Source organism: Snodgrassella sp. ESL0323, from assembly GCF_013346865.1.
Classification (GTDB): domain Bacteria; phylum Pseudomonadota; class Gammaproteobacteria; order Burkholderiales; family Neisseriaceae; genus Snodgrassella; species Snodgrassella alvi.
In genome coordinates this window covers 1-25,915 of the sequence record NZ_JAAEDT010000011.1, presented here as the reverse complement: position 1 = coordinate 25,915, position 25,915 = coordinate 1, and the positions used below count along the sequence as shown (strand labels likewise).

Genomic DNA, 25,915 nt, shown 5'->3' with positions numbered 1-25,915 from the left:
TCCTTGCAATATTTCTAATTATTTCTGCATTATCCGGCGGGTTTACTGGGTCACTGCACGCAGTTCTGTAACTGTACGCGGCTTATGTCCCAGTAACGCATCAACATCATTGGCTTTCGGTTTAACCAGCACAAAACGGCTGACATAATTATCCCATTCTGCCAGAATGCGCTCCCCTAACGGACTGTGGGTATTCTCTACATGCTCGGCAATTAACCCGCGCAGATTTTCCTGATGCATAGTTAATTCGCTGATATCCAGTCCTTCCACCAGCTCCGGATTAATCCGCTGTTTAAAGCAGCCGTCTACATCCAGTACATAGGCAAAGCCACCGGTCATACCGGCACCAAAATTAATTCCGGTTTTACCGAGTACGCATACCACACCACCAGTCATATATTCACAGCCATTGTCACCAATGCCTTCTACGACCACCGTAGCGCCGGAATTGCGCACGGCAAAACGTTCACCGGCCTTACCGGAAGCAAATAGCTTGCCACCGGTAGCACCATACAGACAGGTATTGCCGATAATTGTCGTGTCTTCAGGACGGAAAGCTGTGCCGCCGTGCGGATGAATCACAATTTTGCCGCCGGCCATACCTTTACCCACATAATCATTGGCATCCCCGGTGAGATATAAATTTACAGTTCCGGCCAGCCATACGCCAAAACTTTGTCCGGCTGTTCCGGTCAGATAGATATCAAAACGCTGAGGTACGTGACCACGATTACCGTAAGTTTCTGCAATCCGGCCGGACAATGAGGCACCTACTGAACGGTCGGTATTATTAATATCATAATTTAATTCAACATCCTCACCGCTTTGTATCGCATCACCAATATCCTGCATGATGGTACGGTTAAGGCGTCCCGGATCAAACGGAGGATTGGTCTGAGTACAGTAGCGTGAGCTGCCATCCGGTACTTTCGGGGAATACAGCAGCTTGCTCAAATCCAGCGTACCTTGTTTAGGCGTAATTCCGGAAACAATTTCCAGTAACTCAGTACGGCCGATTAAATCAGTTAACTGAGTTACACCGAGCTGCGCCATAATTTCGCGTACATCCTGTGCGATGAATTTGAAATAATTCATTGCTTTCTCAGGCAGGCCGTGGAAATGTTCATGGCGCAGAGTATCATCCTGTGTCGCTACACCGGTAGCGCAGTTATTCAGATGGCAAATGCGCAGATAGCGGCAGCCCAGTGCAATCATCGGTCCGGTACCAAAACCAAAACTTTCAGCCCCCAGAATAGCTGCCTTTACAATATCCAGCCCGGTTTTCAGACCACCGTCGACCTGTAAGCGCACTTTGTGGCGCAGATTATTTTCTACCAGAGCCTGCTGAGTTTCAGCCAGACCCAGCTCCCACGGGCTGCCGGCGTATTTCACACTGGTTATCGGACTGGCACCGGTACCGCCGTCATAGCCGGAAATAGTAATCAGATCGGCATATGCCTTAGCCACACCGGTAGCAATCGTACCCACCCCCGGTAAAGACACCAGCTTAACTGAAATCAGCGCACGCGGATTAATCTGTTTCAAGTCAAAAATCAGCTGTGCCAAATCTTCAATTGAATAAATATCATGATGCGGTGGCGGCGAAATCAGCGTAGACCCGGGTACGGCAAAGCGCAGCTGAGCAATGTATGGAGTCACTTTATCCCCGGGTAACTGACCACCTTCACCCGGCTTGGCACCCTGTGCCACTTTAATCTGAATAACATCTGCACTCATCAGATAAGCCGGTGTTACACCAAAACGGCCGGAAGCCACCTGTTTAATCCGTGATACCCGTTCAGTACCATAACGGTTCGGATCTTCGCCCCCTTCTCCTGAATTGGAGAAACCACCCAGACGGTTCATCGCAGTAGCCAGCGCTTCATGCGCTTCCGGACTCAGTGCGCCGATAGACATTGCCGCACTGTCAAAGCGCTTATACAGATTTTCTGCGGCTTCTACCTGTTCCAGTTTAACCGGCGTTGCATTATCAGTTTTCAGACGCAGCAAATCTCGCAGCATAGCAGGCGGACGGTGGTTAACTGCATCTGCATAGCGACGGTAACGGCTATAGTCTCCGGTATTTATGGCCGCCTGCAATGTATTCACCACCTCAGGATTATAGGCATGATACTCACCCTGCGGCTTGTATTTCAGATAACCACCGATTTCCAGTCCGCGGCTTTTCTGCCATGCCCGCTTGTGAAGCCATCTGAGCTCATCATCCAGCTGGGCAAATGTTGCACCTTCAATCCGATTAATCATATTCTTAAAGCATAACTGCATCACTTCGTGATGAAAGCCCACTGCTTCGAACAAACAGGCACAACGATAGGAAGAAATCGTTGAAATACCCATTTTAGAGATGATTTTGTACAGCCCCTTATTAATACCATTGCGGAAATTCAGCATTACCTGCCGTAATGGTTTGGTAATTGCACCAATGCTAACCATCCTGGCCAGACTTTCATACGCCAGATACGGATACACTGCCGTGGCACCCAGACCAATCAGTACCGCAAAATGGTGCGGATTACGTGCCGAGGCAGTTTCAACAATAATATTGGCATCACAGCGCAAATTGGTTTCAACCAGACGCTGCTGAATGGCACCGACACTGAAAACAGCAGGAATAGCAATAGCATTCCGGCTGACATTGCGGTCTGATATCACCAGCAGAACAGCACCGTTTCTGACAGCAGCCACAGCTTCATCGCATAAATGTACCAGCGCTTCCTGAAAACTGGTTTCGTTCGGGTTATAGACAGCATCCAGATGATGATGCTGATAATGCTCAGCTGATAGCTGCAATAACTGCTGCATATCAGAGTACAGCAATACCGGCGATTTAAAATTCACCCGGTGTGACATTCCCTCAGCCTCAAAAAACACACTCATTTCGCGCCCGATACAAGTATTCAGGCTCATCACATGTTTTTCGCGCAAAGGATCAATCGGCGGATTGGTTACCTGAGCAAAATACTGACGGAAATAGTCGTACAGTACCCGCGGCCGTTGTGACAACACCGCAAATGGCGTATCGTCACCCATTGATCCTACCGGTTCCTGTCCGTTTTCTCCCAGTATCCGCACTACATTTTCCAACTCTTCCATGTCATAACCGAACAGTTTCTGGTAAACCAGCAACTGGTCTGCTGACAAACTGGAGGTACCGGCCTCTTCATCCGGTAGTTTTTCAAACGGAATCAGCGATAATACATTTTTATCCAGCCATTCTTTATACGGATGCCGGGTTTTCAGCTCAGTATTGATATCCGCTGAATGCATCAGCCGGCCTTCACGCGTATCAATCACCAGCAACTCACCCGGTCCGACACGGCCTTTTTCCAGTACTTCATCCGGTGCGTAATCCCAGATACCTACTTCAGAAGCAATCGTAATCAGTTTATCCTGAGTAATAACATAGCGCGCCGGCCGTAAACCATTTCTGTCCAGCGTACAGGCCGCATAGCGGCCGTCACTCAGTACAATACCGGCCGGACCGTCCCATGGTTCCATATGCATGGAATTAAAATCGTAAAATGCACGCAAATCCTCATCCATATCCGGATTGTGCTGCCATGCCGGCGGTACCAGCAGACGCATAGCCCGGAACAAATCCATACCGCCATTCACAAACAGCTCCAGCATATTGTCCAGAGAGCTGGAATCCGAACCGGTTTCATTTACAAACGGCGCAGCAGTCTGCAAATCGGGAATCAGCGGTGTATGGTATTTATACGAGCGTGCGCGCGCCCAGGCACGATTCCCTGAAATAGTATTAATTTCACCATTATGTGCCAGATAACGGAATGGCTGAGCCAGCTGCCAGCGTGGCAATGTATTGGTTGAAAAGCGCTGGTGAAACAGACAAATAGCACTTTGCATGCGCAAATCAGCCAGATCAGGATAAAACCGCGGCAAATCCTTGGGCATACACAGCCCTTTATAAATCATCGTCTGATTGGATAAGCTGCAAATATAAAAATCACGATGATTAATCCGTTTTTCAACACGCCGGCGGGTCATAAACAGCCGCCGTTCCAAATCACGCGGCAGCCAGCCGGCAGGCGCATTAACAAACACCTGCTGAATATAAGGCATATCCGCCAGAGCAATGGAACCAAGCATTTTCGGATTGGTGGGAACAGGCCGCCAGAATGAAATATTCAGCGTTTCACGCGTCAGTTCTTCCTCAATTATTGCTTTATATTCTTCTAGCAAAGCCTCATCTCGGGGAAAGAAAATCATCCCTACGGCAAAGTTTTTGGCCAGCGTAATTCCTTCTTCTTCGGCAACAGCCTGAAAGAATTTTTTCGGCATTTGCAGTAACAGGCCACAACCATCACCTGTTTTGCCATCCGATAAAATCGCACCGCGATGCTGCATGCGTGACAGCCCAAGAATTGCGGTACGCACCACCTTGTGGCTGGCTTCGCCTTCAATATTGGCAATCAATCCAAAACCGCAGTTTTCTTTTACCAGAGAGTGGTCATATAAGCTGGACATCGGGAAACCTCATTTGCTGCACTAACTGCAAAGCACAAATTAATTAGACAAGGTAACAAACATACAAAAATTTACCTATAAGCGTCAAAACCTTTTTTCTCCGGCACCGCAAAAAAAACTCTGTGATTTCATTTAAATTTAGATTAAATCACTACGATAATCCGTTTTACTGCGTATAAAAATGGAATTGAGTACAATATCTGCTATTTTTCACCAATTTAGAGATAATTAATAATAACTGTCTAAAAGGCTAAAAAAATTGCCAAAAGCACAAATTATGCTATTGGCAAATTATTTTAATTGAGAATAATAATCAATTATTATTCTAATTCAACAATATAAAATTATCTGATTTAATTATTTCCGGCTTTAAATATAAAAAAACAGGCGCATCCTGTTTTTATACTTTTCCGCTGTAATAAATAAAAAAGGGAGATGCCGGCATCTCCCTGATAAATATTACTCATTAACGACACCCGCATGTTCAGCCTGAACATCAGCATGATAACTGGAGCGTACCATGGCACCAATGGCACCATGCTTAAAGCCCATCTCGTAAGCACGCTTTTCAAATTCCTTAAACTGCTGCGGCGTAACATAACGCAATACCGGCAAATGGCTGTTACTTGGCTGTAAATACTGGCCGATGGTAATCATTTCCACATCATGAGCACGTAAATCCTGCATAACTTCCAGAATTTCCTCATCACTCTCTCCCAGCCCTACCATCAGACCGGATTTGGTCGCCACTTCCGGCCTTAATGCCTTGTACTGTTTCAGCAGTTTCAGTGAATGCTGATAATCGGCTCCGGGGCGAGCCTGCTTATACAGGCGCGGTGCGGTTTCCAGATTGTGATTCAGTACATCCGGCGGTGTCTGTGCCAGAATATCCAGCGCAGTATCCAGACGGCCGCGAAAATCGGGCACCAGCACCTCAATCTGTGTATGCGGGCTGGACTCGCGGATGGCAGTAATGCAGTCGGCAAAATGCTGTGCTCCGCCATCGCGTAAGTCATCACGGTCAACCGAAGTAATCACCACATAACGTAAATTCATTGCTTTCACTGAAGCAGCCAGATGCTTTGGTTCCTGCGGATCAAGCGGATTAGGACGGCCATGCCCCACATCACAGAACGGACAGCGGCGGGTGCAGATATCACCCATAATCATAAATGTTGCCGTACCTTTGCTGAAACATTCACCAATATTCGGACAGCTGGCTTCTTCGCATACAGTATGCAGCTTCTGCTCACGCACAATGCTTTTAATTTCAAAAAACTTCTGGCTGCTTGGCAGCCGTGCCCGTATCCATTCCGGCTTTTTCAGTTTTTCTTCCAGCGGCACAACCTTAATCGGAATGCGCGCAGTTTTTTCCGCACCTTTATGTTTTACCCCTTGGCTGTTATCTTGATTCATAGTACAACTTTCTGTGTAGATTTCCGCTCAGGCGGTGGTGCATTCAATTCTAAAGTCAGGTAGCCGGTCAAACGCTCAGCCACATCGGCCAGCTCAGGACAGGGCTTAACAAAATCCGCTATCTGGGTCATATGCAAACCGGCATAACCGCACGGATTAATATGTGTAAACGGAGTCAGATCCATATTCACATTCAGTGCCAGCCCGTGATACACCGCGCCTTGTTTAATACGCAGACCAAGCGAAGCAATTTTCTGTCCGTTCACATAAACACCGGGACGTTTCGGATCATTCACCGCTGTGATTCCGTAATCAGCCAGCGTAGCAATAATACTGTTTTCCAGCCGGCTGACCAGCTCGCGCACAGTAATATGCCGGCGCTTGAAATCAATCAGCGTATATACCACCAGCTGCCCCGGACCGTGATAAGTAACCTGTCCGCCCCGGTCAATCTGCACTACCTCGATATCATCATGCACCAGAATATGTTCGGGCTTACCAGCCATACCTTGAGTAAACACCGGCGGATGTTCAACTACCCATAATTCATCTTCAGTATCAGCCGTACGCAGTGCAGTAAATTCCTGCATAGCCGCAAAAACCGGCTGATAGGAGCGTAAACCCAGCTGCACCACTTTCATAGTACAACTTTCACCATCGGATGGCTGCTTAAAGCACGATAAATATTATCCAGCTGTTCCTGATTTTCAGCACGAACCACCACCGTTGCACTAATATAATTACCCTTACTGCTCGGACGGGTATTAATATTTTCTGCTGCTGTATCCGGTGCATGCTGCCGCACCACCTCCAGCACTTTAGCCTCAAATTCCGGATGCTGTGCACCCATTACCTTAATCGGGAAATCCAGCGGAAATTCAATAATACTGGTTTTCAGATTATCACTCATTTCTGTACCTTTCCTGTCTGCTCACGTTTGTACCATGTAAATCCAATGCAAAACAGGCTTATTCACGTAAAATTTTTTAATCCAAAGCTAAGGACAGCCATACAGCCAGACTAAACACCTGTTTTTTGTGCCAGATAGGCCTGTAATCCCCGTTCGCGCAATACACAGCTCGGGCATTTACCACAACCGCCCTCTATACCATCATAACAGGTATGTGTGTATTTCCGTACATAGTCCAGATAACCCAGCTCATCCGCCAATGCCCATGTTTGCGCCTTATCCAGATACATCAGCGGCGTTATCAGCCTGAATTCATAATCCATAGCCAGATTCAGCGTTACATTCATAGACTGGACAAATACATTACGGCAATCAGGATAGCCGGAAAAATCTGTTTCACAGACACCGGCAATAACATCATGAATACCCTGACCCTTAGCGAAAATAGCCGCATACAGCAAAAACAGCGCATTCCGTCCGTCGACAAAAGTATTGGGCAACCCTTCTGCCGGTGCTTCAATCGTCTGCTGTTTATCCATCAGCGCATTATGGGTAATGCTTTGCAACAGCGACAAATCCATCACTGTCTGTGCCACACCCTGATCCTGTGCAATCCAGCGTGCTTTTTCCAGCTCAATCGCATGACGCTGACCATACTGAAACGTAATCGTCTGCACATTCTCACGCCCGTAAGCAGCAATAGCCTGCAACAGACAGGTAGTTGAGTCCTGACCGCCGGAAAAAATTACCAGAGCCTTAGAATATTGTTTCATTATCCAGATTCCTTAGTTTTGATTTCAGAACCAGCCGGAAAGGTCTCTTTCCGGCTGCCTGACGTGGGAGGTTTGCGAACCACGCAGTCATTTATTACAAATTATAAAACATTTGCCCTCTTATACTGACAGTTTGGTCACGAAAGCGTGTAAAACAGGTAAAATAACCAGCTTTATTGCTGATATTTCAAATACACAAACATGTTGGTACTGGGAATAGAATCTTCTTGTGATGAAACCGGCGTCGCCCTGTACGACAGCACGCTCGGTCTGCTGGCTCATCAACTGCATACACAAATTGCCATGCATGCAGAATATGGCGGTGTTGTACCCGAACTGGCCAGCCGCGATCACATCCGCCGGCTGACACCGCTTACTCAGGCCTGTCTGCAAGAGGCAGATAAAACATACAGTGATATCGACGCTATTGCCTATACTCAGGGACCGGGTCTAGGCGGTGCACTTTTGGCCGGTGCAAGCTTTGCCAATGCTCTGGCATTTGCCCTGAACAAACCGGTTATTCCGGTACATCACCTTGAAGGACACATGCTCTCGCCATTACTGAGCGAAGACAAACCTGACTTTCCCTTCGTCGCCTTACTGGTTTCCGGCGGCCATACCCAGTTTATGGCCGTAAAAGGGATTGGCGACTATACCCTTCTGGGTGAAAGCATCGATGACGCTGCCGGAGAAGCTTTCGATAAAACCGCCAAACTGCTTGGCCTGCCTTATCCTGGCGGTGCCAAACTGTCAGAACTGGCCAGACTGGGACAACCGGGCAGCCTGCATTTTCCCCGCCCCATGCTGCATTCACACGACTTAAACATGAGTTTTTCCGGTTTAAAAACCGCAGTATTGACCGCAGTAAACAAAATCCGCACAGAAACAGGCTGTAAAGAACAGCTTCCTGAGCAAATTCGCAATGATATTTGCCGCGAATTTCAGAACGCCGTAGTAGATGTACTCACCAGCAAAGCCAGACAGGCATTAAAACAAACCGGTTATCAGCAGCTGGTTGTTGCCGGCGGTGTCGGCGCAAACTGGCAGTTACGCCAGAGCCTCAGCAACCTGCCGGGAATACAAACATTCTTTCCGCTAATGGCCTACTGCACAGATAATGGCGCCATGATTGCTTTTGCCGGTGCCATGCACCTGAGCAACGCACAGCCTGCTGCCAGTTTTAATGTAAAGCCGCGCTGGCCACTCAGCCAGATTGTTCAGTAATACCGTGCACCCTCGCACAGTTAACCGCACAGATTAATATGATTGAAATTAAAAACCTTAGTTTACAACGTGGTAATAAACAACTTTTAAATAATGCCAGCCTGACCATTTATCCGGGTCAGCGTATCGGCCTGATTGGTAAAAACGGCACCGGCAAATCCAGCCTGTTCGCTCTGATTGAAGGTAAAATCAGCCATGACAGCGGTGATATCCGTTTACCCAAACACTGGCAACTGGCCACTGTCAAACAGGAAACACCCGCACTGGATATACCCGCACTGGACTATGTTTTGCAGGGCGACAGCGAATTGCAGCAACTGCAACAGCTACTGCAACAGGCCGAAGATGACGATGATGGCTTCAAACAGGCAGAATATCATGCAAGACTGGATGAAATCGGCGCGTACAGTGCACCGGCACGTGCAGCCAAACTGCTCAACGGTCTTGGTTTCTCACAACAAGAACAACAGCAACCGGTAAAATCATTCAGCGGAGGCTGGCGTATGCGCCTGAATCTGGCTCAGGCACTGATGTGCCGTACGGATTTACTCCTGCTGGATGAACCTACCAACCATCTGGATCTGGAAACAGTATTGTGGCTGGAACAGCATCTAGCCGGTCTGGATACTACCCAGATAATCATTTCGCATGACCGTGATTTTCTGAATGCCACCACCACTCAGACAGTTGAACTGACACAACAGCAGCTTATCCTCTACGGCGGCAACTATGATTTTTATCAGCAGGAACGTGCACAGCGGCTGACTCAGCAGCAGGCTGCCTATCTTAAACAGCAGGCTCATATTCAGCACTTGCAATCCTTTATCGACCGCTTTAAAGCCAAAGCCACCAAAGCAGTACAGGCACAAAGCCGAATCAAAGCATTGGCACGGCTTGAACGCATTGCCCCGGCACATCTGGACAGTGAGTTTTCGTTTCAGTTTGCGCAGCCTGACCATCTGCCCAATCCGTTGCTGAAACTGGAACACATTAACCTCGGCTATGGTGACAAAACCGTTCTGCACGATATCGACCTCTCAGTTGAATCCGGAGCACGTTACGGTCTGCTCGGGGTAAACGGCAGCGGTAAATCCACTCTTATCAAAGCCATTTCCGGCAGCCTGAAACCACTAAGCGGTCAGATTATCCGTGCGGAAAAACTCAAAATCGGTTATTTCGCCCAGCATCAGCTCGAAACACTGCGTGCAGACCAAAGTCCGGTCTGGCATATCCAGCAGTTATCACCTGCCGTACGCGAACAGGAAATCCGCAACTTCCTCGGTAGCTTTGCCTTCATCGGAGATATGGCTTTACAACCAATCGCCCCCTTTTCCGGCGGTGAAAAAGCCCGTCTGGCACTGGCAATGATAGTCTGGCAAAAACCAAACCTGCTGCTACTGGATGAACCGACAAACCATCTTGATCTGGACATGCGCCATGCATTAACTGTAGCATTACAGACGTTTAAAGGCGCACTGATCGTAGTCTCTCACGACCGCAGTCTGCTTGAATCCACTACTGATGCCTTAATTTATCTCAGTGATGGCGAACTGAAACACTTTGATGGTGACCTGAGCAATTACCGCCAGTGGCGTTTAACTCAGGATCAGCATAACGGTGAACAGCCGCAGGATTCGCGTGATAATCACAATCGCAAAGAGCAGAAACGCATTGAAGCACAACAACGTCAGCAGCGTGCCCGTCTAATTAAACCGTTATTGAAAAATATCGAAAAAGCTGAACAGGATATGGGAAACTGGCAACAGCAACGCAAACAACATGAAACATTTCTTGCCAGTGAAGAAGCATATCTTGACGAAAATCAGACAAAATTACAACAAACCCTTACCAAATTGGCCGAGCTCAAAGTAAAATTAGCTCAGACTGAAGAAAAATGGCTTGAATGGCAGCAAGAAGTCGAAAACATTAACCAGACTACTTGAATTATTGCAGTATAAGGCTCAATAATGACATACAAAAAAATTATTTCCATACTAATATTTACCAGTGGCCTGTTTATAGGACAGAGTGCCGTTGCAAAAGTGTATACCTGTCTTGAAAACGGTGAAGTTGTCTATACCTCAAAACCAAAGGGAAATTGTGCCGTAGCCAACTTACCGGCTATCGGTAGCTACAGCGACAGCCGCCCCAGCTACCGAAACAGTAGTGCTTCGGCCGCAATACGCAGCCGCCCGCGGCCTCCAACCAAGGTAGCAACAGCCTATAGCGGCCTGCAACCTACAGTTAATATCATTCCTAAAGGCAGCGACAATACCCGTCGTGCCATTTTGCAGCAGGAGCTGACCAATGAACGTAATGCTCTTGCACAGGCACAGCAGGCACTGAACCGCAGCCGTACCGGCAAAGGCGGTAATATTACAGAACTGCAAAGTGCGGTACTTGACCGGCAGCAGAACATTCAGGCTATACAAAGGGAACTTAGTCGTATGTAAATCCGGATAAAGGATAAGTCATGAAAAAAACATTACTGTTTACAGCACTGATTACACTGATCAGCACTTCTGCGCTGGCTAAGGTTTATGAGTGTGTCGACAGCCGTGGTAATCACAGCTATAGTGAAGTTCCCAATGGTAAAAATTGCCGTACATCCAGTAATCTTGGGGTTAACTTCTCTACTTCCTCCTCTTATAAACCTGCTTTAACTGATAACATTAATTCAGCTTCAAATAAAGCAGACACAGCTGCCAGCAACACCAAATCTAATCAGGCTGCTATTGCAACTGCCCGTCAGAATCTTGCCGAAGCTCAGAAAGCGCTGGAAGACGGGAAAAAAGTACGTATGGGTAATGAGCGCAATTATGCCCGCTATCTGGAACGTATCAAAGGGCTGGAGGACACAGTTAAAACCCGGCAACAGGAGCTGGATAATGCCATGAAAAATAACTCTGCCCAGAAATAATATCATTATTAGTTTATTTGTCTGGCAATTACTAGTGTAGTGCAGTAAACACCTTTATAGATAGGTGTTTACTGCTGCATGAAATTAGAATCAAAAACTCACTTGTACCGCTTCATCACCCAGTAATGTATACAAATCATCGAATAGAGCTGCTTCAGGTTTGACGAGCCAGCTTTTATCTGCACGCAATTCACCATATGCCTGCTGATGCCGGCAGCAAAATTTCAGCGGTACATGGGCCTGCTGTTCACGATATGGCTCCAGTAATCTGACCAGTTGTCCGACAGGAGTATCCGCAGTAATATGTAAATGCAGACTGCGTGCATAGCGGGCGCTGGCTTGCGCCAGCGTGAATGCATCATCAGCAGTGATACGTAATCCGTCACCACCATTGTATTCATCAACAGCAACCTTACATTCCATAATCAATACCTGATCTGCTTTCAGGCTGGCTCCATATTCTTCCAGTGCCTGCCCCGCTACTACAACTTCCTGTTTAGCGGTACCATCCTCAAGCTGCACCACAGCAAATTTGCCGCGTTTTCCCATAATATAGCGGACACCGGTAACAAATCCGGCTACTTTCTGCTTATTATTAGATGGTTTCAGCGTTGCCAGTTTGCTGCTAACCAGTGCACGTACTTTATCAGCATATGGTTCAAACGGATGGCCGGAAAAATAAAAACCCATTGCCTGCTTCTCTTCGGCCAGCCTTACCGCCAGTGACCATGGTGCCACCTTTTCCATTTGTAAAGGCTCTATAGCATCTTCAACCATATCGAACAGCCCGCCCTGATTCGCATTGGCAGCCACCTGCTCAGCATTCTCCATCGCCAGACCGATATTGGCCAGCAACTGAGCCCGATTCGGATTCAATTCATCAAAAGCACCGGCACGCACCAAAGCCTCAATCGTACGACGATTCAGATGCTGGCGATCTACTCGCTGACAAAAATCGAATAAGTCTATAAATGCACCACCTGTTTCGCGCGCACGTACAATAGCCTCTACAGCACCTTCGCCGGTTCCCTTAATCGCTCCAAGTGCATAACGAATCTGCTTTTTATTATTCGGGGTAAACCGGTAAAAGGATTCATTAATACTCGGTGGCAGGAAAGTAATCCCGTTCTCAATACCATCATCAACAAAAATTTTCAGCTGATCCGTGTTAGTCAATTCACTGGACATCGTACCGGCCAGATACTCAGCCAGATAATGGCATTTGAGCCATGCAGTCTGATAAGACACCAGAGCATAAGCCGCAGCATGCGATTTATTGAAACCATAGCCGGCAAACTTTTCCATATAATTGAAAATTTCATTGGCCGTTTGCTTATCTATGCCTTTTTCAGCGGCACCAGCCTCAAAAATGGCGCGATGCTTCACCATTTCCTCAACTTTTTTCTTACCCATGGCACGACGCAGCAAATCGGCACCACCCAGTGTATAGCCGCCGCAAACCTGTGCTGCCTGCATTACCTGTTCCTGATAAACCATTACCCCGTAAGTAGAATTTAATACCGGTTCAAGGTTGGGATGCAGATACTCTACTTTTTCCTCACCATGCATACGCCGGATAAAATCCGGAATCAGATCCATCGGCCCCGGACGATACAAAGCCACAAACGCAATAATTTCTTCAAATTTGGTCGGACGTGCTGTCACCAGCATCTTCTTCATACCCACCGACTCAAACTGGAATACTGCTGTGGTATTACCTTTAGCAAAAATACAGGCATACGTCTCTGCATCGTCCAGCGGAATATGATTAACATCAACCTTCTGACCAGTGGTTTCCAGAATAAATTTTTGCGTCATTTCGATGATGGTTAAGTTGCGCAGTCCGAGAAAGTCGAATTTCACCAAACCAATCTGCTCAACATCATCCTTATCAAACATCGAAACCGGAGACGCATCATCACCGCTTGCCTGATAAATCGGACAAAAATCGGCAATTTTTCCCGGAGCCATCAGCACCCCGCCTGCGTGCATACCCAGACCGCGCGTCAGATCTTCCAGTTTCAGTGCCAGCGTCATTAGCTCTTCAGCTTCTTCTTCCTGCAAGAGTTGCCGGATTTGCGGTTCTGCTTCCATTGCTTTTGTCAGGCTGAGTGGTTTATTTGCTTCAACCGGTATCAGTTTGGACAAACGGTCACATAAACCAAACGGTAAATCCAGCACACGCCCGACATCGCGTACCACAGATTTCGACGACATCGTACCGAAAGTGACAATCTGACTGACCGCAGGCACACCATACTTATGGCGTACATACTGGATAACCCGACCACGGTTTTCCTGACAAAAATCGATATCGAAGTCTGGCATTGATACCCGTTCCGGGTTCAGAAAACGTTCGAACAGCAGGTTATAACGCAACGGATCCAAATCAGTAATTTTCAATGAATACGCCACTAGCGAACCGGCACCGGAACCACGTCCCGGACCTACCGGACAGCCATTCTGCTTAGCCCAGTTAATAAAGTCCTGTACAATCAGAAAATAACCGGGAAACTGCATCTGAATAATAATTCCCAGCTCATAATCCAGTCTCTGCTGATATTCCAGCATTTTCTGTGCCCGTTCAGCTTCATCCGGATACAGAAATGCCATGCGCTCACGTAATCCTTCATTACTCAGCTGAACCAGCAGATCGTCCAGCGTCATCCCTTCCGGTGTCGGAAAAAGCGGCAAATAGTTTTTCCCCAGTGTCAGCGTCAGATTACAGCGCTGAGCTATAGCCACTGTATTGGATAAAGCTTCAGGTATATCGGCAAAACGTGCAGCCATCTCTTCAGGCGTAACAAAATACTGACTGGGCACAAAATCATGCGGACGACGTTTATCAGCCAGTACATATCCGCTGGCAATACAAACCCGTGCTTCATGCGCCTGAAAATCATCAGTATCCATAAACTGTACCGGATGAGTTGCCACCACGGCTATCTGATGTTCAGCCGCCAATGCCACACTACCGGCTACCACTGCTTCCCATTCCGGCCGCTCAGGTAAACGCTGAAGTTCCAGATAAAAGTCATTACCAAACCATTGCCGGTATTTAGTTAAAGCTTGTGCAGCCTGCTCAGGTTTCTGTGACAGTAAAGCCTGACCAATTTCACCATACTGTGCTCCGGATAAACAGATTAAGCCAGTATTGTCTCCTTCTGCCAGCCACTGCTGACGTACTATTGCCTGATGCGGATTGCGGTCTTCACCCACATAAGCATTTGTCAGTAACTCATTCAGACGCAAATAACCTGCATGATTTTTAACCACAAGTATCAGGCGAAAAGGCTTGTCCGGCTGTTCCGGATTCTCCAGACGCACATCTACTGCCATAATCGGCTTGATTCCGGCATTACGGCATGCCTTGTAAAATTTCACCATGCCAAATACATTCATCAGGTCACTGATACCTAATGCAGGTATTCCCAAAGCACTGGCTCTTTTAACTGCTTCTTTAATCCGTACAATACCGTCTTCAATAGAAAATTCAGTATGCAGACGCAATGGAACATAGGAAAAATTTTTGGACATAGTACTTTTCATACCAGAACAATTATTATCTGGTTTATCCGAAATAAAAAGAGAGAAAACCAGCCGGCTGAACTTTCAGCTTTCTAAGCAATATACTGAAAATTAAAAATAACAGCATTCAGTGGATCGGCCAGTGCACAAGCACATTATTACAGCGTTAATTTTACCTGATTTGTTCAAGTGAACAGCAATAATCTGGGGTAAAAACTGTATAGTTGATTATTCAGCAGTAGTAAAGTTGGTAGTAATATAAATATACAGACCCAAAAACGTTAATACTTCTACAGTTGAAAGAAATATATCCGGCAACCAAATTACCCATAAAACCTTTGTCATTCAACTGAGCCGCCGGAACTTGGAAATTCAGCAAGTGCTACGCAGCTAACCGATACATCCGACAACTTGACTAATGAAAACAGGCTGCCTGAATCATCAGACAGCCTGTTTATGAAAGTTTCCCCCGCAGGTGCCGGTTTGGACGCCATCCGCTTGAACCTTGAGGACAAGGTTGGCAGTATCGAATGGCTTCGGGTTCATTCACAGGGAATGCTCACGCCCACCATTACCCAACCGCCAAAAAAGCGAATTATTGGTTCAAAGGAATATATGTCCTTACGAACACCGCAGGGGAAGAAAACTTTATTTTACCACAAGTGTGAGAGTACTTTCACACAACTGTATCATATCCTGCATTTTACGCTCATAATCGCCAATTGCCAAATTTCCGTGCACGGTCCGTTTGAGCAGATCGTGAGCCAGATTTAGCGCAGCCATAATTACAATTTTATCTGTTTCAACAATTCTTCCGGAACTCTGAATAGCAGTAATTTTTTCATTCAGCATCTTTACTGCCTGCATCAACGTTTCGTGTTCACTTCTGGGCGTACCTATATTAAACGGGCGCCCCAGAATTTCCACACGAACCTGTTGAATTTCATCCATTTAAATCCTCCTGCAATTCAGGTAGCCGCTGCAGCAACCGCCGCAATTCGTCACTGGATGCTTTCACTACCGAAATATAGCGGTTTTTTTCAGCAATCAGCCCGTCAATGGTAGTTTGCATGCTTTCCTGTATATGAAATTTTTCCTGCTCATGCTGGCTACGTATCCGTTCACGTTCTATTTGAAAATCTTCACTTTGTTTGTGCAATTCTTCTTTTGCAGTTGCCAGCTGCTGAGTCAGCTGATGTTTTTCTGCCAAAAGAGAATTAAATTGAATTACCAGCCGTTTAACACCATCTTCCAGTTGTTCTAATTGATTTTCCATTCCCTACCCGCTTCCGTCCTTAATTAATGCAGCATAATTGTCTGAGTTACCAGCGCTGCTGATCCGTTTGTTTTTCGTTATACCAATAATTATTATTCTGCTTTGGGTGCCCGTTCCATCAAAATTTCTGCCATTGCCTGTACCTCCGTGCGACCGTGAAACAGCTGCCTCAGAATATTGGCAATCGGCATATCCACTCCTAGTGAATCTGCCTGCCTGCAAACCTCTTCTACAGTATATACACCTTCAGCCACATGTCCAAGTTCAGTTAATGCATCAGGCAGTGATTTTCCCTCTGCCAGCAATAAACCTACTCTTCGATTTCGCGACAGAGATCCTGTACAAGTGAGAATCAAATCACCCATACCGGACAAACCCATTAACGTTCCGGCCTGCCCACCCAAAGCATGATTCAGACGCGAAATTTCTGCCATACCCCGTGTCATTAATGCCACTCTGGCATTAATACCGTAATGTAATCCATCAGCAATCCCTGTAGCAATGGCCATGACATTTTTGACTGCCCCGCCTACTGCCGCACCGATCACATCTGCATTTGCATATAAGCGCAGAACAGTATTATTCAGCGTAGTCGCCAGAGACTGAATCCAGGCAAAATTTTCCGATGCCAGCGTAACTGCACAAGGTAACTGCTGAGCCAGCTCCTGTGCAAAACTTGGTCCGGACAGCACACCGATACAATTATTCTTTGGCATAACTTCTGCCAGTACCTGCTGCGGTAATAAACCCGTTTGCTGCTCAAATCCTTTACAGGCAGCAATAACAGGGATTTCACCCATACCGGCTGCAACCAGCTTCTGAGCACTTTCACGTAAAGCCGATACCGGTGTAGCAATAACAATTAAGTCCGCCGGCGCCAATGTATCAACAGCAGAAAGGTTTTCCGGCAGAACAAAATCAGACAAATACCGCCTGTTTACCCGTTCCTGCTGCAATTGCTGCACATGCTGTATATTATGCGTCCATAACCATACCTTATGTGCATGCAGGGAAAAATGAATAGCAAGAGCAGTCCCCCATGCTCCGGCACCCAGCACACCAATATTCATATCTGATATTCCCTTTAACAAACATTCGACAGATAACTGCCCTGTTTTCACTACTGCCTGAAGTTAGACAACTTACATAACAGCATCTTTATATATCATTAGTCTATATAGATAAAAACAGCTTTAATGGCACAATTGTATCCAAAAATTGAGATTCAAGCTGTATCCGCATACATAATGAATTGAACTAAGCCAGCAAAAAATGACCAGTTTACATAATATACTTACCTGAAAAGAGCATTTCCGGCAGTAATACGCTCAACTTATCAGCATATCCGGCTCATAAAAAACACAGGCTGCCCGCTGTCCGACAACCTGTGTTCACTCGAATAATTTTAAAAATGATTAATCCTCAAAGCGTTTAAACGCCAGCGAACCATTCGTACCACCAAAGCCAAACGAATTGGAAATAGCTGCACGAATCGGTAAATCACGTGCTTCATTAGCGCAATAATCCAAATCACATCCTGCCTCAGTATCCTGTTCAAAAATATTGATTGTAGGCGGAGATTTTTGAGTATGGATAGCCATTACCGTATACACTGCTTCCACACCGCCAGCACCACCCAGCAGATGACCGGTCATGGATTTGGTTGAGTTCACGACTAATTTTTTAGCATGTTCACCCAAAGCCAGTTTTAATGCATTGGTTTCATTTACATCACCCAGTGGTGTTGACGTACCGTGTGCATTCACATAATCAATATCTTCAGGGTTTAAGCCGCCATCTTTCAAAGCACGTGTCACACCCAGTGCCGGTCCTTCAGTATTGGGGGCAGTAATATGATAAGCATCCGAACTCATACCAAAACCTACCAGTTCAGCATAGATTCTGGCGCCGCGTTTACGTGCATGCTCATATTCCTCCAGCACCATTACCCCGGCACCTTCACCCATAACGAAGCCGTCACGCTGTTTGTCCCATGGCCTGGATGCTGTAGCCGGATCATCATTGCGGGTTGATAATGCTTTCATTGCAGCAAAACCACCTACACCCAGCTCACAAATAGCCGCTTCTGCACCGCCGGCTATCATAATATCCGCATCACCATACTTAATCAGACGTGCAGAATCACCAATACTGTGTGCACCGGTAGTACAGGCTGAAACCATGCCGTAGCTCGGTCCCTGATAGCCTTTAAGAATAGTAACATGACCGGAAATCAGATTAATTAGGGAGCTGGGAATGAAAAACGGATTAATTTTCCGTGCCCCGTGTTCCGCTACAGTCTGTGCTGTTGCTTCAATCGATGGCAATCCTCCGATACCGGCACCTATATTTACCCCTACCCGGGTTTTATCCAGCCCCGCTATATCATCCAGTCCGGCATCTGCAATTGCCTGCATCGCTGCGGCTACTCCAAAATGGATAAATGAATCCATTCTTCGCGCTTCTTTAGCACTGATGTACTGAGTCACATCAAAATTCTTAACTTCACCGGCAATCTGGCAAACTAAAGACGAAGCATCAAAATGGGTAATAGTGCCAATGCCGCTTTTACCTGCAAGTAGATTTTGCCATGCTGTGGTTACATCATTACCCACAGGAGATACCTGACCCAGGCCGGTAATGACTACTCTTTTTTTACTCATATTTTGCTCGTAAGAAAAAAACCTCTACCGAATATGGTGAAAGGATACACCCTATTTCGACAGAGGAATTTGAATTTGAATTTAATCAACACTACACAGAATTAATTCAAGTGAGCGCCAACAAAGTCGATAGCTTGTTGTACGGTAGTAATTTTTTCAGCTTCTTCGTCCGGAATTTCGCAACCAAAAGCTTCTTCCAGGGCCATTACCAATTCAACGGTGTCCAGTGAGTCAGCACCCAGATCTTCCTGGAAAGAAGATTCATTTTTTACTTCAGCTTCACTCACGCCTAATTGTTCTGCAACAATCTTTTTCACACGTTGTTCGATATTGTTATCCATTGACTGATCTTTCTTTTCTTTGCCCGGCAGTAAGTGCGGACAGGGTTAATTGAATAAATCAACTTTTTAGTTGTTGATATTATTGTACCTAATAAAAATAGAGTTTTCCATTCAAATTGTTTTTTGCCGTCTTTTCCATGGTTTTCAGTGATTTTCACTGCATTTTTACTTATCACCCAATGCAAATTTAACAGCAAGCGGCAGCCATATTAGCACAGCCTGATTTTTTGCGACAAGCAATATGATTTATATTGAATCATTATTAACAATAGTTTTATATAAAAAATTCATAATCAGAGCCAGCTCTGCTGCGGTATTTTCCTGTGTTCCGCCACCGGTATGCCCGCCAGTATCGGGGGCTGCCAGCCATACCTGCTGTTTCAGCTGCCGCAGACGCGCATAGAATTTCAGCGCATGTGCCGGATGCACACGATCATCGTGCCGGTTAGTGGTAATCAATACCGGCGGATAGTGTTGCAAATCACCCAAATTATGATAAGGAGAAAGCAGCTCTAATGCCTGTTTTTCCTCAGAATCATCTGGGTTGCCATATTCATCAATCCAGGAAGAACCAGCCGAAAGATAAGGATATCGCAACATATCGGTTAACGGCACTTCGCACACCATTGCCCCCATACTCTGCGGCTGCCGGCAGAAAGCGGATGCCACTATCAGCCCGCCATTACTACCGCCCTGTATTGCCGTATGTGCAGCACTGGTACGATGATGAGTATATAAATCATGCAGCACTGCCAGCAAATCATCAACACTGATATGTTTGTGAATTCCGCAGGCAGCCTGATGCCATAATGGTCCGAATTCACCTCCGCCACGGACATTTGCCAGTACGAAAGCATAGCCTCTGGCCAGCCAGTACCGCCCTATACTGCCCAAATAATACGGCAGTTGCGGCATAGCAAAGCCACCATATACATAAACAATCGTTGGCGTATCCTCACTAATGTTTCTGCCAACATGAAAATAAGGAATAAATGTACCATCAGATGCAACTGCACTAAACTGCTGCACCTGCATTCCTTGCGGATTAAATTGCCGTGGCTGGCGACGCATAACACACAACTCACTCAGATGTATATCCAGCGTATATAGAGTCAGAGGCTCAAGAAAACTGCTGATAGCCAGATATACCACATCACCACCCCACGGCTGATCGGTAATTTCCAGTGCACCCTCCGGCAAATTCGGCAAAGCAACTTCCTGCCAGCGGCTATCTGCAAAATGCCACGCCAGCAAACGGCTATGCACATTATCCAGTATGGATATCAGCACAAACCGTCGTGTCGTTTCAATATTTTCAATAGCCTGAGTTTCAGTTGGTAAAAAAATCAGCTCAGCCGCACCAAGCTCACCTTTATGCAACTTCACTGCCACCAGACTGCCTGCCGGATAGGATTTATTTGCCCGCTGCCAGTCACTGCGTAACTGCACCAGCAATTGCCCGTATAGATAACCCATTAATTCACAATCATCCGGTAATCCCAGCGGTTTAACACTAAAATCAGCCAGTACCTGATAATACTGTTTGTGATAAAACCCTTCTGCTGCTTCAAGCAAATCAATCGGTGCACCCTGGCTATCCAGATAACGCCAGGCATTAACCATCATGCCTTCTGCTGCCATTTCCATTATCGGCAGTGCTTCTGCAAAAGATTGTCCGCGGCGCATCAGCCACACCTGCCTCGGATAGCCTGCTTGCGTCAACTGCCGCTCATCCCAAGCCGGACATACCCATACGCTTTCAGTATCACGCCAGCTAATAATGCTTTTACTGAGCGGAAAATGAAAGCCGCCTTCGACAACTTTACACTCAGCCAGATTAAATTCAATTGTATAAGCAGCATCAGACCCGCCTGCACTCAGACTGATTAGTACATGCTCCGGTGCCTGCACATAATGAGCCACGCCCTGCAGGTACACATCATCATTCAGCAGAGAATCAAAATCAGCTACTGAAAACAAAATTTCCCAGTCAGGTAAGCCTGCACGATAACTGGCCGCAGAACACACTCTGTACACGCCCTTTGGAAATTCAGCTGACTGATAAAAATGATACATACGTGCACGGTGTTCCTGACAAAAAGGAATTTGCTGCTCATCCTGCAACAATTTCACAATATCATCATGCATTTCTGTATATTCATCATCCGCAGCAAATTCAGCCTGAGTAGTAGCATCTGCCTGCTGAATAAAAGTCTGAGTCTGTTCACTGGCAAGATCTTCAAAATGCACAAAAGGATCAGCATCCATCATTTTCATTATTTCCAATATTCGATATCATCCATTATTGAGTCGGTTACATACATTTCTTTAACAATGTCTTATACAGCATTTTTCTAACCAGACGCGCCGGATACGATACAGATATAAATAAATAGGGCAGCCAAGACAGGCTGCCCTATTATTCAAATAATATCAACAATATAATTTCATTATGCTTCTATTTATTAATAGCATAGATCCGCCATATTGTTAATTTTTCATATGGTGCCGACAACGAGCAACGCGGCTATTTTACACAAGGCGCATTATATCGCAAAATATCGCAACAATCCCCGTATTTACTGGCTTTCCGATTAATTACAGAAAACACATAAAACAACATATTAATACATATTAAATTAATTTCGTGTCACAAAACTGTCACACAATAAGAGCTATTTAAATGACACTTAATATATATACTATATATATAGTATATACACTCATGAATCGATAGTGCTAGACGGATAAGCTAAAAAATTCACAAAATTCAGTTGTGGTGGAGATCACCACAACTGATTAACCAATTCCAAGATTCAACTGTGGTGACCTTCACTACAGTTGAAGTTGAAAAAGACTTACTAAATACAGTTTAGGTAATATCAATGAATACAATTCTAGATACTTTAACTCAACTTTCCGATAAAACCAGTAGAACCAATACACCCAAAATTAATGCTAAATGGTTTGAAATTGGTTTTAAACCTGATCTCGGTTCGATGCAAATAATAACTATTGGTACGGGAGTAATTTATCAAAATAAGTTATTCACTAAACTCCTAACAGATACAAAATTATTTGAATTACTTTATGGAGCTGCTACAAAAGAAAATGTGAATTTTTTAATTAATTTGATATCTAAAGTGTCCAGTTACGCAGCTTTAAAACAGCTATCTAGAAATCTATTTTTAAGTAAACCAAAATTTATTGCAGGGGAAACAATCAATGAAATGTTAGATAGATCATTTAACAGTGTGGTTACTTCCCCTATTAAATTTGGACAAATATATATTAAGTGAAACCAACTCAACTGTTGAGATCTCCTCAACGGTTGATGATGTATGTAGTCTTAAAGCAGACAATGCCAATTTAATTAACTAAACCTGATTAACTAACCCAAGCCAGCTAACCGCTGGCTTTTTTTATTGGAGAATAAAAATGGAAGCTAAAGAAAAACAGTTCATAGTTACTCAAAAATGGCTTGAAAAAAATGGTGCTCGTAAAGATGAGCTTCAAGCTTTTAAAAAGGATTTCCCTAATGGCGGAGAAGCTTTAGAGGTATTGAAGCGATGCGAAGAGTTAGATTATAGATATTTTGGAGGATGGTTAGTAGATCACTTACCTCCCATTTATCCACCTTTAGAGCTTAATACTTTAATAGGTAATCTTTTCTACCCTAATGATGTACATATTAAAGGGGATATTTCTACACAAGGGGTTATTCGCATCAAAGGAAATCTTAAGATAGATGGGAAATTAACAGTCAGCAAATATGGGGTTGTCTGCTTGGATAAAGGCTGTGTAAATGCTGATGAGATTGATATTGGTGGATATACACAAATTTACTCAGATATTAAAGCTAATTCTATTAGCATGAGTGATTATGCTGTTATTAACGGGGATACTGTAGCTAATAGCATAAGCTTGCGTGATTCTGTTGAGATTCGCGGAAATACTAAAGCTAAAATTGTTAATCTTGATAGTGGTTGTATCAATGGTAATGTTGATGCTGATGAGATTATCAACGATGATGGAATAATCCGAGGAAACGTTAAGACTATCAAAATTCAAAATATCAAATACGGTTATATCAATGGTAATGTTGATGCTGATGAGATTATCAATGAGGGAGAGATTGGGGGAGATGTTAACACAATTAAAATTAAAAGTATCAATGGTGGTATGGTTTACGGAAATCTTAATATTACTTATAAGCGTTCTGAATAACATAATAAAGCCAGCTATTAGCTGGCTTTTTAATTGAGTTTTATAGCCCGCAATAAAAAGGACTTGTAATGAATATTTATGATGATGGAACAGAAATAACTAAGCAATCGATTAAAAATAAATTAGCTAATAATGAACATTTAACAGAGTTTGAAATTGAATACATGATTAATGTTTTTAAAAAAGTTCATTGTAGTGAAATTGAACAAGCTCATTGCAATCATAATCTTGTTTTTACTGTTTTAGAGTTAGACAAAGATTTATATTATAAAGTGAAGTACTTGGTTTCTAACCTTGAATATACTGATAGTCGATATGAGAATCAGCCCTATAGAGTTAAAAAAGCTACGAAAACTTTTGAAGTATTTGTGCCGTATAACAGCAATTAATTTTATTTCAAATTTATGTATAGAAAGAAAATATTGATTATGACAATTATTGATAAAATTAGATTAGAGATTTTAAATAAATTAAGAAATAAAGATAAACTGGAAGAAAAAGAAATTAAGTTCATGGTTTATTGCTGTGAAGAAGTTTATAGAGAATTTAAGTGGATGACGTATTGGCATATTGAATTTTCTTCTGTTATAAAAATCGCTACTAATGAATATTATAGAATAGACTGGAAAAAGGCTTTAAATGAAGAAAAAGATTGCGATTCCTTTCAGTATCCACGCAAAGTTCAAAAAGTAATGAAAATGGTTGAAAGATTTGAGCCGTGTAATGAAGCCAGCATCTAGCTGGCTTTACTTTTTAATAACTACGCCTCATTAGTACTGAGTTTTCCGGAAGAAGTCAGAACAGGGAGCGCATATCGACCAGGTAAAGGAGATGATTTAACTGCTTTACCTGACCATATGCTAGGCCAGTAATAACCGGTTACCCTACTGCGTGAAAAAGCAGCAATCTTGACCTCGTCCCCCTGATTGCCGCCCAGTACCATCAGATTATTTTTTGCATCTACTCCCACAACAAAACCAACATGACCGCCACCCTGCCGGGTAAAGGTAACAATACAGCCATATGCGGGCTTATCTATCTTAGTCATTAATTGGGCATTATCCCATTCTCTGGCTCTGAACCAGTTTTTGACCACATACCGCCCAGTTTCACCCAAACAGTGCCCGACAAATAAGCCACACCATGGCGTTTCATCATCACGCCACCATGCTGTGCTTTCCTTGCTGTACTTCCCCATATCATCAAGCCATTTTATAATTGTCGGATTATGTTTAACACCTTTAATCTCACGCAAACCGATGTGCCTGCGTGCCTCACTAATCCATGATAATTCATTCATTGCTAAACCTTTCATGCATAAAAAAAGCAGCCATAACGGCTGCTGTGTATAGATAATTTAAATTTATTCTTGTATTATTGAATTGCTTTAAAACTTCTTACCACGATTAACCCTCAGAGACTTCCCTCAGTCGTGAGGGTATTTTTTGACATAAAAAAGCCGGTGTTTAGCCGGCTTGAATCTGTTACACAATCAAATCACTATAAACATTTGATACTGAAACAGGGTGGTACCCAAATCACTCATATTCACACCTAACTATTTGATAATTATAAATTTAGGGTGGTACCCAAACCTATACATTATAGCAATTGATTGCGTAACAGAATCAAGTTAGGCTACCAGCCGACATCATTGAATATTTATATAATTCAAATATTTAGCTTGAAAAAACAGCTTAAAAAGCCATGCAGCCGGCACCCTATTTATGCTTATCATCTGTATCACCGATTATCTTTTCTGCTCTGTTACACACAGCATTAATCAGTTTTTTAGCCAGCTTCGGCGCAGTTGCTTTGAATGCGTCTAACAGAGATTTTGAGGCCATTCCGGCAAACACACCGGCACCGGCAAACAGCCACGGGTGATTCTGCGTGAAGAAATACTCTGTTATAGCGGCTGAAAAAACCATCCCTATAATGATGAATGTCACAGTAAGCATTACCCCGTAGCGTCGGTAATCAGACACTACCAGCGAGCCAAGAAAGCCACCGGCAAGGGCAAAACAAGTTGCCAGTGTAAATGCTTCATTCATCATTCACCGCCTTTTTTATCTTCTGCCTGTTGTGTGTTTTTAATCAGATTTCTGCCGGCCAGTGCACATATAAT

General features: G+C 44.6%; 22 protein-coding genes and 1 other RNA gene. 8 read left to right on the top strand and 15 right to left on the bottom strand.

The window, feature by feature from the left end; all coding sequences use genetic code 11:
* Positions 1-42: 42 nt before the first annotated feature.
* From gltB to queC, 5 genes are all read right to left on the bottom strand, one after another.
* Positions 43-4,509, bottom strand: coding sequence for a glutamate synthase large subunit (gltB, locus tag GY065_RS02255; RefSeq protein ID WP_174832934.1), 4,467 nt, complete (start codon positions 4,507-4,509; stop codon positions 43-45).
* A 459-nt stretch (positions 4,510-4,968) separates the two neighbouring features.
* Entirely contained in the window at positions 4,969-5,925 is a 957-nt protein-coding gene (lipA, locus tag GY065_RS02250; RefSeq protein WP_025330040.1) for a lipoyl synthase, read from the bottom strand.
* Positions 5,922-6,566 (bottom strand): lipoyl(octanoyl) transferase LipB, encoded by a 645-nt coding sequence (gene lipB, locus GY065_RS02245; protein WP_174832933.1) that lies wholly within the window; start codon positions 6,564-6,566, stop codon positions 5,922-5,924. The genes lipA and lipB overlap by 4 nt, the downstream gene beginning before the upstream one ends.
* Positions 6,563-6,835, bottom strand: coding sequence for a YbeD family protein (locus GY065_RS02240; RefSeq protein ID WP_174832932.1), 273 nt, complete (start codon positions 6,833-6,835; stop codon positions 6,563-6,565). Before GY065_RS02240 ends, lipB begins: the two co-directional genes overlap by 4 nt.
* Positions 6,836-6,945: 110 nt before the next feature.
* The gene (gene queC, locus GY065_RS02235; protein ID WP_174832931.1) at positions 6,946-7,608 is read right to left on the bottom strand and encodes a 7-cyano-7-deazaguanine synthase QueC; all 663 of its coding nucleotides are present in this window, start codon (positions 7,606-7,608) and stop codon (positions 6,946-6,948) included.
* A gap of 201 nt (positions 7,609-7,809) precedes the next feature.
* Between queC and tsaD the strand changes: the two genes are divergently transcribed.
* From tsaD to GY065_RS02215, 4 genes are read left to right on the top strand one after another with little or no spacing between them, the layout of a single operon-like run.
* Positions 7,810-8,832 (top strand): tRNA (adenosine(37)-N6)-threonylcarbamoyltransferase complex transferase subunit TsaD, encoded by a 1,023-nt coding sequence (gene tsaD / locus GY065_RS02230; RefSeq protein WP_174832930.1) that lies wholly within the window; start codon positions 7,810-7,812, stop codon positions 8,830-8,832.
* A gap of 38 nt (positions 8,833-8,870) precedes the next feature.
* Entirely contained in the window at positions 8,871-10,775 is a 1,905-nt protein-coding gene (locus GY065_RS02225; protein WP_174832929.1) for an ABC-F family ATP-binding cassette domain-containing protein, read from the top strand.
* A gap of 24 nt (positions 10,776-10,799) precedes the next feature.
* Positions 10,800-11,285 carry a hypothetical protein gene (locus GY065_RS02220; RefSeq protein ID WP_037475346.1) on the top strand — a complete coding sequence of 162 codons (486 nt, stop codon included), beginning with the start codon at positions 10,800-10,802 and terminating at the stop codon, positions 11,283-11,285.
* A gap of 20 nt (positions 11,286-11,305) precedes the next feature.
* The gene (locus GY065_RS02215) at positions 11,306-11,752 is read left to right on the top strand and encodes a DUF4124 domain-containing protein (protein ID WP_174832928.1); all 447 of its coding nucleotides are present in this window, start codon (positions 11,306-11,308) and stop codon (positions 11,750-11,752) included.
* Between the two features lie 90 nt (positions 11,753-11,842).
* Here GY065_RS02215 and dnaE read toward each other — a convergent pair whose 3' ends face one another.
* From dnaE to GY065_RS02175, 8 genes are all read right to left on the bottom strand, one after another.
* Positions 11,843-15,289, bottom strand: a complete 3,447-nt coding sequence (gene dnaE, locus GY065_RS02210) for a DNA polymerase III subunit alpha (protein WP_174832927.1) — start codon at positions 15,287-15,289, stop codon at positions 11,843-11,845.
* 453 nt (positions 15,290-15,742) lie between these two features.
* A non-coding RNA gene (gene ssrS / locus GY065_RS02205) (6S RNA) lies at positions 15,743-15,922 on the bottom strand.
* 6 nt (positions 15,923-15,928) lie between these two features.
* Complete coding sequence (locus GY065_RS02200) at positions 15,929-16,231, bottom strand: cell division protein ZapA (RefSeq protein WP_100117099.1); 303 nt, start codon at positions 16,229-16,231, stop codon at positions 15,929-15,931.
* Positions 16,224-16,556 (bottom strand): hypothetical protein, encoded by a 333-nt coding sequence (locus GY065_RS02195; protein WP_037475356.1) that lies wholly within the window; start codon positions 16,554-16,556, stop codon positions 16,224-16,226. Before GY065_RS02195 ends, GY065_RS02200 begins: the two co-directional genes overlap by 8 nt.
* A gap of 92 nt (positions 16,557-16,648) precedes the next feature.
* A complete protein-coding gene (locus GY065_RS02190; RefSeq protein ID WP_037475358.1) occupies positions 16,649-17,626 on the bottom strand; it encodes an NAD(P)H-dependent glycerol-3-phosphate dehydrogenase in 978 nt (325 codons plus the stop codon).
* Between the two features lie 345 nt (positions 17,627-17,971).
* A complete protein-coding gene (fabF, locus tag GY065_RS02185) occupies positions 17,972-19,219 on the bottom strand; it encodes a beta-ketoacyl-ACP synthase II (RefSeq protein ID WP_037475361.1) in 1,248 nt (415 codons plus the stop codon).
* A gap of 101 nt (positions 19,220-19,320) precedes the next feature.
* Positions 19,321-19,560 (bottom strand): acyl carrier protein, encoded by a 240-nt coding sequence (gene acpP / locus GY065_RS02180; protein ID WP_025331393.1) that lies wholly within the window; start codon positions 19,558-19,560, stop codon positions 19,321-19,323.
* Between the two features lie 246 nt (positions 19,561-19,806).
* The gene (locus GY065_RS02175; RefSeq protein WP_371731929.1) at positions 19,807-21,828 is read right to left on the bottom strand and encodes a prolyl oligopeptidase family serine peptidase; all 2,022 of its coding nucleotides are present in this window, start codon (positions 21,826-21,828) and stop codon (positions 19,807-19,809) included.
* Between the two features lie 617 nt (positions 21,829-22,445).
* Here GY065_RS02175 and GY065_RS02170 point away from each other — a divergent pair.
* From GY065_RS02170 to GY065_RS02155, 4 genes are all read left to right on the top strand, one after another.
* Positions 22,446-22,859 (top strand): hypothetical protein, encoded by a 414-nt coding sequence (locus GY065_RS02170; RefSeq protein WP_174832925.1) that lies wholly within the window; start codon positions 22,446-22,448, stop codon positions 22,857-22,859.
* A gap of 139 nt (positions 22,860-22,998) precedes the next feature.
* Positions 22,999-23,787: a polymer-forming cytoskeletal protein gene (locus GY065_RS02165; protein ID WP_174832924.1), complete on the top strand. Its 789-nt coding sequence runs from the start codon at positions 22,999-23,001 to the stop codon at positions 23,785-23,787.
* Positions 23,788-23,855: 68 nt separating this feature from the next.
* Positions 23,856-24,176, top strand: coding sequence for a hypothetical protein (locus tag GY065_RS02160; protein ID WP_174832923.1), 321 nt, complete (start codon positions 23,856-23,858; stop codon positions 24,174-24,176).
* A gap of 39 nt (positions 24,177-24,215) precedes the next feature.
* Entirely contained in the window at positions 24,216-24,527 is a 312-nt protein-coding gene (locus tag GY065_RS02155; protein WP_174832922.1) for a hypothetical protein, read from the top strand.
* A 20-nt stretch (positions 24,528-24,547) separates the two neighbouring features.
* Here GY065_RS02155 and GY065_RS02150 read toward each other — a convergent pair whose 3' ends face one another.
* Both GY065_RS02150 and GY065_RS02145 read right to left on the bottom strand, forming a co-directional pair.
* Positions 24,548-25,087 carry a TIGR02594 family protein gene (locus GY065_RS02150; RefSeq protein ID WP_174832921.1) on the bottom strand — a complete coding sequence of 180 codons (540 nt, stop codon included), beginning with the start codon at positions 25,085-25,087 and terminating at the stop codon, positions 24,548-24,550.
* 421 nt (positions 25,088-25,508) lie between these two features.
* Entirely contained in the window at positions 25,509-25,841 is a 333-nt protein-coding gene (locus GY065_RS02145; RefSeq protein ID WP_174832920.1) for a hypothetical protein, read from the bottom strand.
* Positions 25,842-25,915: the final 74 nt, after the last annotated feature.